This is a genomic window from Micromonospora sp. NPDC005254 (genome assembly GCF_042872525.1).
Taxonomy (GTDB): Bacteria; Actinomycetota; Actinomycetes; order Mycobacteriales; family Micromonosporaceae; genus Micromonospora.
The window spans coordinates 108,742-122,383 of the sequence record NZ_JBIAKM010000006.1 but is presented as its reverse complement, the minus strand read 5'-3'; the positions used below and the strand labels follow the sequence as shown (position 1 = coordinate 122,383).

The window sequence follows — 13,642 nt, the reverse complement described above, 5'->3', positions numbered from 1 at the left end:
AGCCGCGTTCAACCCGGTCGGCAAGCTCGTCGTCACGGCGCGATACCTTTCGCCGCACGAAGCGTTCCTCGGAGGTCCCCATGACCAAGGACAGTCCTGTCGTCGCCACGGCGGAGACTTCCCGCGCGCCGCTTCAGGTCGCCCGCCGCCAGCAACTGTTGGCAGCCCTGCAACGCGACGGCTCGATGCGCATCTCCGACCTGTCGCACGTGCTGGGCGCCGCGCCGGTCACCATCCGGCGCGACATCGCGGAGCTCGCCGCCGAAGGGTTGGTTCGCCGGGTCCACGGTGGAGTCGCTCTGATCCTGCCGGACGACGTCCCGGCAGCCGAGGAGCCGCCCGACGCTGGCCTGAACCCGCTCGTCGGGCGCGCGGTCGGCATGCTCGTGCCCTCATTGGACTACTACTGGCCGGACGTGGCGCGCGGTGTCGAGGGCGCCGCCCGCGAGCTGGACATGCGTGTGGTACTGCGCGGCTCCTCGTACGACACCGAGGACGACCAGCCGCAACTGGCACGCCTGGTGGGGCGGATGGACGTGGACGCGCTGATCATCGCGCCGAGCATGGACGCGCCGACCGCCGAGCGCACCATCGAGTGGCTCGACCAGGTCGGCGTCCCGGTCGTCCTGCTGGAACGCACCGCCACGGTAGGCAGCCATCATGCTGTCATGGAGTCGGTGGTCACCGACCATGCGCTCGGTGCCGCCATGGCCGTACGCCACCTCACCTCGCTCGGACACCGCAAGGTCGGCCTGGTACTCGACGCCAACAGCCCCACCAGCCAGCACGTGCGGCGTGGCTGGCTCGACGCCACGACCGAGTGCGACCTCGACTCGAACGCGACAGTGGTGGCCGTGGTACCCGACACACGGTCACCGGAGCGGGACACGGTGCTCGACAACGTGCTCGACCGGTGCCAGGCGACCGGGACGACGGCCCTGCTGGTGCACGCCGACGCCGAGGCGATCGCGCTGGTGCAACACTGCGAGGAGCGGCACCTGTCCGTTCCCGGCGACCTCTCCATCGTGGCGTACGACGACGAGGTCGCCGGGCTCTTCAGCCCGCCGCTGACCGCGGTCCGACCGCCGCGACGCTCGATCGGACGGGCTGCCGTGCGTCTCGTCGCCGACCGGCTCGCCGACCCCGACCGCCCCACCCACCGGATCGTCATCAGCCCATCGCTGCGGGTCCGGGGGTCGACCGCGCGGCCACCCGCGTAAGGGGGCTTCCAGTCCCCGCCTCGGGAACGTTCAGCCAGTCGAAGACGCGCCGCTCGGGTCAGGTCCCGAGCGGCGCGTCGCTGTGCGGTCGCGGTAGGAGACGGCCGCTGCTCGGCTGATCCGTAACAGGCCCGAAACTACCGGTTGAGAATCCTGGAACATTCTGCGAGCCTGAGAACCATCGATCGCTGTGAACGTTAACATGATCCACTCAGCTCTGGAGGCGCCGCACGCGACCGTCAGGCCCACCCCCAGAAAATCAGCAGGATTTCCCGGAACCGTCCCGCCGGGCGTACCCGATTCCGAACACCCACTACTTCCGGAACAGCCGCGATAGTTGCGGCTCTGGTTGTGTCGCTGCTGCCCAATCTCAGCTCCGGCGGCGACTACGGTCTGCTGCCGTACCGGCCGGGTCTGCTGACGCTGCAACGCTGACGATCGGACAGCGCCGGGGCGGGCAGGTTCGGCCCCCGACCGAACCCGCCCGCCCCGCACTCATCCACCACCAGGAGGTACCGACAGTGCGAGGACTCGCAGACCACCCCCCGCCCTCGGGCGACACCCATGCCGACCGAGTGTCCTTCCGGTCTCGCGGACGGCTGCTCAAGCTCGCCGCGGCCGGGATCGCCGCCGCGGTCGGTTTGTTCACCATGACTGTGGCGACCGGGTCGGCGTCGGCCGCCGACAACCCGTACCAGCGGGGCCCGGACCCCACGGCGGCCAGCGTCACCGCCGTGAACGGCCCCTTCGCCAACACCTCGGTAAGCGTCCCGACCGGGTACGGCTTCAACGGCGGCCGGATCTACTACCCGACCGACACGAGCCAGGGCACCTTCGGGGCCATCGCGATCTCGCCGGGTTACACCGCGTTGTTCTCCGCCGAGCTGGCCTGGATGGGACCGTGGCTGGCCTCCCACGGCTTCGTCGTGATCGGCATCGAGACCAACAGCCGCAACGACTTCGACACGGCCCGCGGCACCCAGTTGCTCGCCGCGCTGGACTACCTGACGCAGCAGAGCCCGGTACGCGACCGGGTCGACCCCAACCGGTTGGCGGTCGCCGGTCACTCCATGGGCGGCGGTGGCGCGCTGAGCGCGGCCAGCCGGCGCCCGTCGTTGAAGGCCGTGGTCGGCATCGCGCCCTACTCGCCGTCGTCGAACCTGGCCAACGACCGGGTGCCTACCATGATCTTCGCTGGGCAGGCGGACACGGTGGTCACCCCGTCCTACGCCACCGGCCTCTACAACAGCCTCCCGAGCACGACGGAGAGCGTCTACGTGGAGGTCGCCGGCGCGGACCATGGGTTCATGGTCGGACGGTCGAACCCGGTGATGGTCCGGACCATGCTGCCGTTCGTCAAGATGTTCCTCGACAACGACGCCCGGTACAGCCAGTTCCTCTGCCCGCTGCTGGACTCCAGCGGCGTGGTCACCTACCGCAGCACCTGCCCGCTGCTGCCGTCGACGCCGACCAGCCCGACGCCGACCACCACCCCGACGAGCACCCCGACACCGACCCCCACCACTCCGCCCACCACTCCGCCGCCGGGCTCGGCCAGCCAGATCATCGGCGCGCAGTCCGGTCGGTGCGTCGACGTACCGAACGCCTCCCGCACCAACGGCACCCGGGTGCAGCTCTACGACTGCAACCGGCAGACCAACCAGTCCTGGACCTACACGTCGGGCAAACAACTCCAGGTGTACGGCAGCATGTGCCTCGACGCGGCGGGCACCGGCAACGGCGCGGCCGTGCAGATCTACACCTGCCACAGCCAGACCAACCAGCAGTGGAACATCAACTCCAACGGCACCATCAGCAACGTCCAGTCCGGACGCTGCCTCGACGTCTGGAGCACCGCCAACGGCGCCCAGCTCCAGCTCTACGACTGCCACGGACAGACCAACCAGCAGTTCCGGCTCGTCGCCCTGGCGTAACCCGCACCGGGCGGGCTCGGCGTCACGCCGGGCCCGCCCCGGCCATGCGGCGTCCGTGGCTCACGTACCGGTCAGCGGCGCCGTGCTCTCACGCACCACGAGCGTCGGGACGACCAACGGCAGGGGCTGCGGCGCCGTGTCGTCGATGGCCTGGGTGACGGCCGTGATGGCCCGTCGACCGACCGCGCCGAAATCCTGCTGGATCGTGGTCAACGGCGGAATCAGGTACGCCGCCTCGGGGACGTCATCGAATCCGACGACGGAGATGTCCTGTGGCACTCGCCGTCCACGCTCGTGCAGCGCGCGCAGCACACCGATGGCCATCTGGTCGTTGGCGGCGAAGACCGCTGTGGTCCCGGGCATCTCGCAGATCCGCAGCCCGGCGACATAGCCGCTGTGGGCCATCCAGTCACCCTTGACCGGCTCGGGCGGGCGTAGGCCCGCCGCACTCATCGCCGCACGCCAGCCGTCGCGGCGGGCGCGGGCCTCCGCCCAGTTGAGCGGACCGGACACATGCACGATCTCGGTGTGCCCGAGGCCGAGCAGGTGGTCGGTCGCCATCCGGGCGCCGAGCACCTGGTCGACGCCGACGGTGACGCTGGCCCGGGACAGATCGCCCTCCACCACCACGAAGGGCACGCCGGATCGGGTCATCCGTACCACTTCGAGGGCCTCGTCGTTGCCGGCGATCATCACGACGCCCTCCACGCCGACGCGCATGAGGTGTTCGGTGGCGTCGCTGAGCGCCCGTACCGTCACCTCCGAAAGGCTCACCGAGGTGGCGAAGTAGCCGGCAGCTCGGGCGGCATCCTCGACGCTGCGGTGGATGCTCGTCGGACCGAACAGCGTCCTGGCCGTGCCGATGATGCCGATCATCCCGGAGCGTCCGCGCACCAGCGCGCGGGCGGCGGTGTTGGGGCGGTAGTCGAGCCGTCGGATGGCCTCGAGAACCCGCTCCCGCGTCTCGCGCCTGATGGCGGGCGCCCCGTTGATGACCCGGGACACCGTCTGGTGCGACACGCCCGCCAGGCGGGCGACGTCCGCCATCACCGGTAGCCGATGGGCGGCGGTCACCGCTTTTTCCGCGTGAACTCGCACTGGCGGGCCGTCCGTTCTTCCATGAGTCGCTTCCTCGTACGTTCCGGGGCCGTCAGTGTGAGTGACGGGGCACTCCGCTGCCACTGCCACCGACGAGGAAGTCGAGGTCCGCGCCGCTGTCGGCCTGGAGAACATGCTCGCTGTACAGCCGCGTCCAACCTCGGTCGGCCACCGGTTGTGGTGGTTCCCAGGCGGAACGGCGCTCGGCGAGTTCCGCGTCGTCGACCAGGAGGTCCAGGCGGCGCGTGGTGACGTCGACGCGGACCAGGTCGCCGGTGCGCACCAGCGCGAGAGGTCCGCCCACGGACGCCTCCGGCGCCACGTGCAGGACGCACGTGCCGTAGCCGGTGCCGCTCATGCGGGCGTCCGAGATCCGCACCATGTCCGTGATGCCGTCGGCGAGCAACCGGCGGGGCATGGGCACGTTGCCCACCTCCGGGAAGCCGGGGTAGCCGCGTGGTCCGGCATTGCGGACGACGATCACCGTGTCGGCTGTGACATCGAGGTCCGGGTCGTCGGCGGCGACGACGTACTCCTCGATCCGGTCGAAGACGAGCGCCGGGCCGGTGTGCGTGAGGAGGTGGGGGGAGGCGGCGGAGACCTTCAGCACCGCCCCGGACGGCGCGAGCGACCCGCGCAGCACGACGGTGCCCGAGCCGGCGGGCTGGAACGGCTCCTCCAGCGTGGCGATGACGTCCCGGTTCCAGCACTGGGCGCCGTCGACGTTCTCCGCCACGCTCCTGCCGCTGACGGTGATGTGGTCCGTGTGCAGCAGCGGGGCGAGCTCCTTCATCACCACCGGAAGACCGCCCGCGTAGGCGAAGTCCTCCATCAGGTACGCCCCGGACGGCATGAGGTTGACGAGCAGGGGCACGTCGGCGGTGAGGGTGTCGAAGTCCTCCAACGACAGGGGCACGCCGAGGCGTCCGGCGATCGCGAGCAGGTGCACGACGGCGTTGGTGGAGCCACCGATCGCGGCGTTGACCCGGATCGCGTTCTCGAACGCCTCCCGGGTGAGCACCGAGGACAGCCGCTGGTCCTCGCCGACCATGGCGACGATCCGGCGCCCGGCGGCCTGCGCGAGCGCGTACCGCCGGGAGTCGACCGCCGGCACGGCGGCGGCCCCCGGCAGTTGTACGCCCAGCGCCTCGGTCACGCACGCCATGGTGGAGGCGGTGCCCATCGTCATACAGTGGCCCCGGCTGCGGGACATGCCGACCTCCGCCTCGGCGCAGTCGGCCGCGGTCATCCGGCCGGCCCGCATCTCCTCGGTGAAGCGCCAGACGACGGTGCCCGAGCCGATGTCCTGGCCGCGGAACTTGCCGTTGAGCATCGGGCCGCCGGTCATCATCAGCGTCGGCAGGTCGACGCTCGCCGCCCCCATCAGCAGGCCGGGAGTGGTCTTGTCGCAGCCGGAGAGCAGGACCACCCCGTCGAGCGGGTTGGCGCGGACCGACTCCTCCAACTCCATCGCCAGCAGGTTGCGGTAGAGCATGGTGGTGGGTCGCATGAGCGGCTCGCCCAGGCTCATCGCCGGGAACTCCAGCGGCAGACCGCCGCTCTCCCACACGCCCCGCTTCACCGATTCGGCCAGGTCGCGCAGGTGAGCGTTGCAGGGCGTCAGCTCCGACCAGGTGGTGGCGATGCCGATCACCGGGCGGCCGTCGAAGACGTCGTCCGCGAAACCCTGGTTGCGCATCCAGGACCGATGGATGAACCCGTTACGGCCTTCCGCGCCGAACCACTGCCCGCTGCGCAGCGATCGATTCGTCGTCGACATCAGCACACCTTTCTGTTCATCCGCCCGGATAGCTGGTGGGAAGGGCGGCTTACCGGAGGCCGCCGACGGACAGTCCGCCGCGCCAGTGTCGTTGCAGACTGAAGATCCCCTGCCAGAGGCCGAGGCCGACGGTCACCGGGAAGAGCCGGTTGTCCGAGAGCATGGCCAGGGGCAGGAAGTAGGTGTTCCAGGACGCCACGGCCGACCGGAGCAGCACAGTGACCACCGCGGGGCGCATCAGGGGAACAGCGATCTAAATGAACGTCCGCACCTCCCCCGCGCCGTCAAGGAATTCGCGTGCCGGCCGCGGGTGACCCACAAAGGCACCCGAAGGAGACCGGCAGACGCCGTTAATCGGCCGCTGGCACCAACCTCCCGTCGACTCGCCGGGGAATGGCGGTGCACTCGTCGCGCAGCTCCTCGGGAAGGACCCAGTCCGGGGCGTCCTGCCACGCCAGCGGGCGCAGGAAGCGTCGGATCGAGGTGGCGCCCACCGACGTGTGCACGGCGTTCGTCGACGGCCAGGGTCCACCGTGGTGCTGGGCCCACGACACCCGGACGCCGGTGGGATAGCCGTCGAAGACGATGCGACCCGCGCGGGCGGCGAGCGCGTCGACCAGCCGGCGTACGACGTCGACGTCGTCACCCGAGCCACGGTGGACGGAGCCAGTCAGCGACGGGGGTACGGCGTCCAGCGCGGCGTCGAGTTCGGCAGCGTCGTGATACCGGACCACGACCATGAGCGGACCGAAGCACTCGTCGGCGATCTCGGCGGTCAGCCCCGGCAGATCCACCTCCAGGAGCCTCGGCGCGGCGGTGAAGCCCGCGCCGGGGTCGACCTGGGCCCGTGCCGAGACCCGAGCACCGGCCCGCTCGAACTCCGTGGCCCGACTCTCGTACGCGTCCCGGATGCGCTCGTTGAGCAGGACCGTGTCGCCCGAGTTGGCGACCTTCTCCCGCAGGACGTCGACCAGCTGGTCACCACCCCGGTCCGCCGGGATGAACGCCAGGCCGGGCTTGGTGCACAGTTGACCGCCCGAGGCGGTGAAGGAGGCGAACAGACCCTCGGCGATCTGGTCACCCCGGTCGGCGGCCGCGGCGGGCAGGACGACGATCGGGTTCACGCTGCTCAGTTCGGCGTACAGGGGAATGGGGTCGGGCCGTTCGTCGATGGCCGCCTGGATGGCGCGGGCGGCGTTGACCGAGCCGGTCAGGGCGGCCGCGCGGATCGCGGGGTGACGCACCAGCGAGCGGCCCGCCTGCTCCCCGTACACGGTCGCGATGACACCCTCGGGCCCGCCCAGCTCGCGGACGGCCGAGGAGATCGCGGCGGCGGAGGCGTGCGACGTCAACGGGTGCGACGGGTGGGCCTTCAGGACCGCGGGGCAGCCGGCGGCCAGCGCGGCGGCCGTGTCACCGCCGGCGACCGAGAAGGCGAACGGGAAGTTGCTGGCGCCGAAGACGGCGACCGGCCCGAGGGGTACGAGCATCCGCCGCACGTCCGGGCCGCGTCCGAGGGGTGTGTCGGCGGCGTGGTCGATGGCCGCCTCGACGTACGCCCCGTCGCGCAGCACATCGCCGAACATCCGGAACTGGACCGCGGCCCGGGTGAGTTCCCCGTCGAGGCGCGCGTGGCTCAGCCCGGTCTCTGCCTCGGCAGCCGCGACCAGATCCACCCGGTGGGCCTGGAGGGATGCGGCGATCGCGTCCAGCAGCTCGGCCCGGCCACGCCTCCCGAGGTCGGCCAACCAGCGCGTCGCCGGGGACGTCTGACCGGCGATCGTCTCCAGCCGAGACTCGTCGGTCTCGGTGAGATCCGTCGCGCGACGCTTGCCGTCGCGCGGATCGACCGTGATGACCACGTTCACAGCAGTCCTCTCCTTACCAGATTGCCCATCAGATCGCGGACGCCGAAGTGCCAGGGTTCGCACTCCTGGGCGTGCCGCACCCGGTTGACCAGGGTGCCGAGTGCCGGACAGCTGATCCGTACCACGTCGTCGACCTTGTGGGTGAAGCCCTCACCGGGGCGGTCCCGGTCCTGAATGGGCGCGAACATGGTGCCGAGCATCAGGGCGGCCCCATCGGGATAGTGGTGGTGCGGGCCGATCAACTGCCGCACCAACTCCTCCGGGGCGCGCGACATCCGGGTCATCTCCGAGACCGCCTCCAGCAGGAAGCCGTCCCCACCGTGGACCTCCAGGCGCACCTCGAGTTCGCGTACCCGCTCCATCCCGAACCGGTCGTCGAAGAGCCGGATCAGGGGGCCGAGCGCGCAGGAGGCGTTGTTGTCCTTCGCCAGGGGAAGCAGGAGCGCCGAGCGGCCCTCGATGTCGCGCAGGTTCACGTCGTTGCCGAGGGTGGCGCCGACGATCCGGCCGCTGGACTGGACGATGAGGGTGATCTCGGGTTCCGGGTTGTTCCAGGTCGACGCGGCGAGCACGCCGACCGGAACGCCGGTGCCGACGGCGGAGAGGATCTGCCCCTTGGTGAAGATCTCGGCGTCCGGGCCGATCCCCACCTCCAGGTACTGGCTCCACATGCCCTCGGCGACCAGCAGGCTCTTGAGCCGGTCCGCCTCGGCCGAGCCCGCCTCCAGGTTGTGCAGGTCGACACCGATGTCGGCGAACATCCGTTGCCGGATGTCCGCCGCGAGCGCCAGGTCTCCCCGTGCCCGCTCCTCGATGACGCGTTCGATCATCGAGATGGGGAAGGTCACGCCCGCGGCCTTGAGCGCCTGGAGGTCCACCGGGGCGAGCAGCCAGGGCCGGCCAGGGTCCCGGGTCGCGGCCGCCGTGTTAGCCAGGATCTCCCCGAAGTCGCCCACCCGCGCCCCGTCGAGCCCGGCCACGGTCGCGGCGGGGTCGGGCAGCTCGCAGATGTCCCGTACGGTCGGGAACCGGTGGCTGAGGTCGATGACCTCGCCGTTGCGGACGGCCACGGGCGTGGGGCCGTCGACGGACGGGTCCCAGATCCGGCCGATCAGAACAGCGTCCGCATCGTCCGGCAACGCCTCGGCGGCGGACCCGACCCAGTCCGCGCCGGCGGCGCCTGCGCGGGGCCGTGGGACCGTCATGAGCCGCTCTCCGCGATCCCGCCGGCGTACGCGCGCTGCTTACCCATCGCTACTCCAGTGGTACGAGTTGGCATCGAGGGAATTAAATTGCAACGATCGTAGCGACATGTGCAACGGTGTCAAGAGGCGGTTGCGCATGACGCCAACTTCATTGCGTATTGTGCAATGGCAGCGACGGTGTCGTACCGTCGCCCCGAGGGGAGACAGAGCCTTGGCGCAATCGATTCGCCGCGCGATCGACCTCATCCGTCGGTCGGCCGAGCACCCGCTGTCCCTTACCGAGGCTGCGGACGTGCTCGGCGTCCACAAGTCCACGGCCCTGCGGATCCTGCAGACACTGGAATCGGCGCGCTTCGTCCGCCGGACCGGGGCGGGCACCTACGTGCTCGGCAGTGGACTCATCGAGTTGTCCGAACTCGCGCTGGGCTCGATGGACCTGCGCCAGCCCGCCGCCGCGCACCTCCGGGCGCTGCAACGCGAGACCGGCCACACCGTGCACCTGGCACAGCTGACCGGCGACGAGATCATCTACATCGACAAGGTGGACAGTCCGGCGTTCGACGCCGTCAAGCTGCCCTCGCGGATCGGGCGCGCGGTGTCCATCTATGCGAGCGCGGTGGGAAAGACGATCCTGGCCTACCTACCTCGGGAGGAACGCGACCGTCTCCTCTCCCACGTCGTCTTCGAGAGATTCACCGCGACCACATTCACCGACCACGACGCCCTCGAAGCTGAACTCGCCCGCATCCACGAACGCGGCTGGGCCGTGGACAACGGCGAGCACGACGCCTACGTGATGTGCGTGGCCGCGCCGATCAGGGATTCGCGCGGTCAGGTCATCGCCGCCGCCTCGATCACGGCGATCGAGGTGATCGCAAGCCTCGACCAGCTGAAGAGCAACGTTCCGCTCCTTCTGGAGACCGCCAACCAGATCTCGTACGAACTCGGCTACCCGCGGCCCTCCGCGAACCCGGACGGTGACGGCCGGTCCACGACCTGACCGGGCGGGCACGCACCGAGCCGCCGGTGAGCCGGCGGGCGAGGATGCCCAGCCGGCGTCAACCATGATGACCGCGCTTGCCGGACCCATCGGCGGTGTTTCAATCCTCCCTCCGCGGGATTGACCCTCGAAGATGGCCGATGTTAACTGCAAGTCAACGATGCGAATCGATGTTCATCTCGCCCGAACCGGTGCGTGACAGCGATCCGCGTCATCTCACATCGCCCCCGTTTCGGCGGACGTGGGCAGACCGGGGCTCTCCCCGGGGTGCGAGACATCCGCACGACGATCCAGAGGAGATCGTGTCGATGACGATGACGACGCCGCTACGAATCGCGCTCGCTGTCCCGTTCGCCGCTGGTGTCGTCGCCGTCGAACCGGCCGGACCAGCCGCCACGGCAACCACGGACGCCGCTTTCGGCACCAGCACCGGGACGTGAACCGGCACGCGACCGGCCCCCGGGAACGTTCGACCTGATCGCCCTCTGACGGCGAGCTGGCGGGTCCGCGATGGGCCCGCCGGCCGGCGTCGCCCCATCGAGCCTGGCGTCGGCGGCCCGGCTTTGTCCATCCGCCCTGGCGTACGCGCACCCACCGGTGCGCGCGTGCCCGACCGTCCAGCCCACCCCGACCCCGGAGTACGCCATGCTCACACCACGTCCGCGCCTCACCGCGGCCGTTGTCCTGGCCATTCTCGCCAGCCTCCTGCCGATCCTGGTGGCGGTCACCGTCGCCGCACCGCCAGCGGCCGCGGCGCCACCCGCGACCACCCAGTTCGAGAAGGTCAAGCTCGACGGTGGGCTCTCCATGGGAGAGCCGATCGAACTGTCCGTCCTGCCCGACGCCAAGGTGCTCTACATCAACCGGGGCACCAGTTCCGGCGGTGGGCAGGTACGTCTCTACAACCCGGCCACCCGCACCACGACTGTCGCGCTGACCCTGCAACTGGACGCCCGATTCGAGGACGGCCTGATCGGCATCACCGCGCACCCGAGGTTCGCCACGAACCGCTGGGTGTACCTGTTCTACTCGCCGGCCACGACGCCGCTGGTCAACCGCATCTCGCGGTTCACCTTCAACCCGAGCACGCTGGTGCTCGACCCGGCGAGTGAGACCCGGCTGATCGAGTGGCCGACCGAGCGCCGGCTCTGCTGCCACTCGGCGGGCTCGATGACGTGGGACAGCAACGAGAACCTCTACTTCGCCGTCGGCGACAACACCAACTCCGGTGGAGACTCGGCGGGCATGGCGCCGATCGACGAGCGGACGAGCCGCGACGCCCAGTACGACGCGCAGCGGACCTCGGGCAACACCAACGACCTCCGCGGCAAGATCAACCGCATCCACCCGGAGGACAACGGCACGTACACCGTTCCGACGGGCAACCTCTTCGCCGCGGGCACCAGCGGCACCCGTGCGGAAATCTACGTGATGGGGGTGCGCAACCCGTACCGCCTGTGGGTGGACCGCAAGAGCAGCAACACGCTCTACTGGGGCGAGGTCGGGCCGGACGCCGGAGCGACGATCGCCAACCGCGGGCCGGCGGCGTACGACGAGTGGAACCGGGCCACCGCGCCGGGCAACCACGGATGGCCGTACTGCGGCGGCCCCAACGTCGCCTACAACGACTGGGACTTCGCCACCAACTCACCGCGCGGCTGGTTCCCGTGCGGTGGCAGCACCGGCCCGGTGAACAACTCGCCGCGCAACACAGGCCTTGCGCAGTTGCCGCCGACCCGGGGCGCGCTGGTCTGGGAGCAGCACGGCGGCAGCCGGGAGTGGCCGGCCCTGGACAGCCCGGGCGGCTGCGGCTCGCCCAACCACGCCGAGGTCTACCACTACGACCCCAACCTGGCCTCGGACGTGAAGTGGCCGCAGTACTACGACAACAAGCTGGTCATCACCGAGTACTGCCGTAACTGGATCAAGGAGGTCCAGTTCGACAACGGCAACGCGCGTACCGGCAACCCGACCGTCATCGAGCCGGTGCTGGCCGGCATGTCGTTCGTCCACCCGATCGACATGGAGTTCGGGCCGGACGGGTCTCTCTACCTGCTGGAGTACGGCAACGGCTACTTCTCCGGCGATGCCGCCGCCGGCCTCTACAAAATCAACTACGTCGCCGGTGGCCGGTCTCCGACCGCTGTCGCGTCGGCCACCCCGGACAACGGCCTGAGCCCGCTGACGGTCAGCTTCTCCAGCGCCGGCAGCACCGACCCGGACGGCGACCCGCTGACCTACGCGTGGGACTTCGACAGCAACGGCACCGTCGACTCCACCGCCGCGAACCCGACCTACACGTACGCCAGCAACGGCGACAAGCGCGCCCGGCTCACGGTCTCCGACGGCACCGGCCGGTCCGGCACCACCCAGGTGACCGTCGTCGTGGGCAACACCCGGCCCACCGTCGCCCTCAACGGCATTCCCAACGGCGGACTGTTCTCCTGGGACGAGAACCTGACCGCCACCGCCACCGCCGCCGACGCCCAGGACGGCACGATCCCCTGCGCGAACGTGACGATCCGGGCGGCACTCGGCCACCAGGAGCACGCGCACGAGGAGGGCCAGGGCACCGGCTGCGGCTTCACCGTCAACACCGGACCGGTGCACGCCGGGCCGGACTCGGTGCTCTTCTTCCTGCTGCGGGCCGGTTACACCGACCGGGGCGCGGCCGGCACCGTGCCGCTCACCGCCGAGAAGGACGTCACCCTCTGGCCCAAGCAGTGGCAGGCCGAGCACTACGTCTCGTTGCACGGGCCCCAGGTCATCAACGCGGGAGGCGCCGAGGGCGGCCGGCGGCTCGGTGACATCCAGAACGGCGAGTACGTCCGGCACCACGCGGTGAGCCTCAAGGGCATCACCGGCATCCGGGCCCGGGTCTCCTCGGACAAGGCCGGCAACGTCGCCTCCTTCCGGTACGACTCGCCGACCGGTCCCGAGATCGCCCGGGTCACCGTGCCCAACACCGGCGGCTGGGACAACTACACCGAGATCAGCGCGCCGGTCACCAGGCCCGACGACAACACCCACGACCTGTACGTCGTGTTCACCGGCGGCATCGGAGGAGCCCTACTCGACCTGGACAGCTACACGTTCACCGGAGCCGGGGTGAGCACCCCGGCGAGCGGCCCCCGCACCGGCCCGATCCGGGGAATGGGCAAGTGCGTCGACGTCAACGCCGGCGCGACCGCCGACGGCACCAGCGTCCAGATGTGGGACTGCATCGCCGGCGCGACCAACCAGCAGTGGACGCTGCCCGGCGACGGCACCATCCGCAGCCTGGACAAGTGCCTGGACGTGAAGTCCAGCGGCACCACCAACGGCACCCCGATCCACCTGTGGACCTGCAACGGCACCGGGGCCCAGCAGTGGGTGACCGGCACCGCGGGCAGTCTGCGCAATCCGCAGGCCAACCGGTGCCTCGACATCCCCGCCTCCACCCCCACCAACGGGCGGCAGCTGCAGATCTACGACTGCAACGGCACCTCCGCGCAGAACTGGACCCTGCCGTGACCCGTCCGCCCGCTCTCCCGCAAG

General features: G+C 70.3%; 10 protein-coding genes. 5 read left to right on the top strand and 5 right to left on the bottom strand.

Going from position 1 to position 13,642, the window contains the following annotated elements:
* The first annotated feature begins 80 nt into the window (after nt 1–80).
* Nucleotides 81–1,220: a substrate-binding domain-containing protein gene (locus ACFYPR_RS19700; RefSeq protein ID WP_354862152.1), complete on the top strand. Its 1,140-nt coding sequence runs from the start codon at nt 81–83 to the stop codon at nt 1,218–1,220.
* 521 nt (nt 1,221–1,741) lie between these two features.
* Nucleotides 1,742–3,154 carry a ricin-type beta-trefoil lectin domain protein gene (locus tag ACFYPR_RS19695; RefSeq protein WP_387261383.1) on the top strand — a complete coding sequence of 471 codons (1,413 nt, stop codon included), beginning with the start codon at nt 1,742–1,744 and terminating at the stop codon, nt 3,152–3,154.
* A 60-nt stretch (nt 3,155–3,214) separates the two neighbouring features.
* Here the strand turns inward: ACFYPR_RS19695 and ACFYPR_RS19690 are convergent, their stop codons facing one another.
* The 5 genes from ACFYPR_RS19690 to ACFYPR_RS19670 all read right to left on the bottom strand — a co-directional run bounded on the left by ACFYPR_RS19690 (nt 3,215) and on the right by ACFYPR_RS19670 (nt 9,105).
* Nucleotides 3,215–4,228: a LacI family DNA-binding transcriptional regulator gene (locus ACFYPR_RS19690; RefSeq protein WP_387261381.1), complete on the bottom strand. Its 1,014-nt coding sequence runs from the start codon at nt 4,226–4,228 to the stop codon at nt 3,215–3,217.
* 76 nt (nt 4,229–4,304) lie between these two features.
* Entirely contained in the window at nt 4,305–6,032 is a 1,728-nt protein-coding gene (locus tag ACFYPR_RS19685) for an IlvD/Edd family dehydratase (RefSeq protein ID WP_354857693.1), read from the bottom strand.
* Between the two features lie 49 nt (nt 6,033–6,081).
* The gene (locus ACFYPR_RS19680) at nt 6,082–6,249 is read right to left on the bottom strand and encodes a hypothetical protein (protein WP_354857696.1); all 168 of its coding nucleotides are present in this window, start codon (nt 6,247–6,249) and stop codon (nt 6,082–6,084) included.
* A 133-nt stretch (nt 6,250–6,382) separates the two neighbouring features.
* Nucleotides 6,383–7,900: an aldehyde dehydrogenase family protein gene (locus ACFYPR_RS19675; RefSeq protein WP_387261377.1), complete on the bottom strand. Its 1,518-nt coding sequence runs from the start codon at nt 7,898–7,900 to the stop codon at nt 6,383–6,385.
* Nucleotides 7,897–9,105 (bottom strand): fumarylacetoacetate hydrolase family protein, encoded by a 1,209-nt coding sequence (locus ACFYPR_RS19670; RefSeq protein WP_354857700.1) that lies wholly within the window; start codon nt 9,103–9,105, stop codon nt 7,897–7,899. The genes ACFYPR_RS19675 and ACFYPR_RS19670 overlap by 4 nt, the downstream gene beginning before the upstream one ends.
* A gap of 106 nt (nt 9,106–9,211) precedes the next feature.
* Between ACFYPR_RS19670 and ACFYPR_RS19665 the strand changes: the two genes are divergently transcribed.
* The 3 genes from ACFYPR_RS19665 to ACFYPR_RS19655 all read left to right on the top strand — a co-directional run bounded on the left by ACFYPR_RS19665 (nt 9,212) and on the right by ACFYPR_RS19655 (nt 13,618).
* Entirely contained in the window at nt 9,212–10,105 is an 894-nt protein-coding gene (locus tag ACFYPR_RS19665; RefSeq protein ID WP_363937930.1) for an IclR family transcriptional regulator, read from the top strand.
* 308 nt (nt 10,106–10,413) lie between these two features.
* Nucleotides 10,414–10,545, top strand: a complete 132-nt coding sequence (locus ACFYPR_RS19660) for a hypothetical protein (RefSeq protein WP_387261374.1) — start codon at nt 10,414–10,416, stop codon at nt 10,543–10,545.
* Nucleotides 10,546–10,750: 205 nt separating this feature from the next.
* On the top strand, nt 10,751–13,618 hold the full coding sequence (locus tag ACFYPR_RS19655) for a ricin-type beta-trefoil lectin domain protein (protein WP_387261371.1): 2,868 nt from the start codon (nt 10,751–10,753) through the stop codon (nt 13,616–13,618).
* Nucleotides 13,619–13,642: the final 24 nt, after the last annotated feature.

Bases quoted from the DNA above. Each gene is read 5' to 3' on its own strand.
- ACFYPR_RS19700 (WP_354862152.1), top strand. From the start codon at position 81: ATGACCAAGGACAGTCCTGTCGTCGCCACGGCGGAGACTTCCCGCGCG.
- ACFYPR_RS19670 (WP_354857700.1), bottom strand. From the start codon at position 9,105: ATGACGGTCCCACGGCCCCGCGCAGGCGCCGCCGGCGCGGACTGGGTC.
- ACFYPR_RS19685 (WP_354857693.1), bottom strand. From the start codon at position 6,032: ATGTCGACGACGAATCGATCGCTGCGCAGCGGGCAGTGGTTCGGCGCG.
- ACFYPR_RS19660 (WP_387261374.1), top strand. From the start codon at position 10,414: ATGACGATGACGACGCCGCTACGAATCGCGCTCGCTGTCCCGTTCGCC.
- ACFYPR_RS19665 (WP_363937930.1), top strand. From the start codon at position 9,212: ATGTGCAACGGTGTCAAGAGGCGGTTGCGCATGACGCCAACTTCATTG.
- ACFYPR_RS19655 (WP_387261371.1), top strand. From the start codon at position 10,751: ATGCTCACACCACGTCCGCGCCTCACCGCGGCCGTTGTCCTGGCCATT.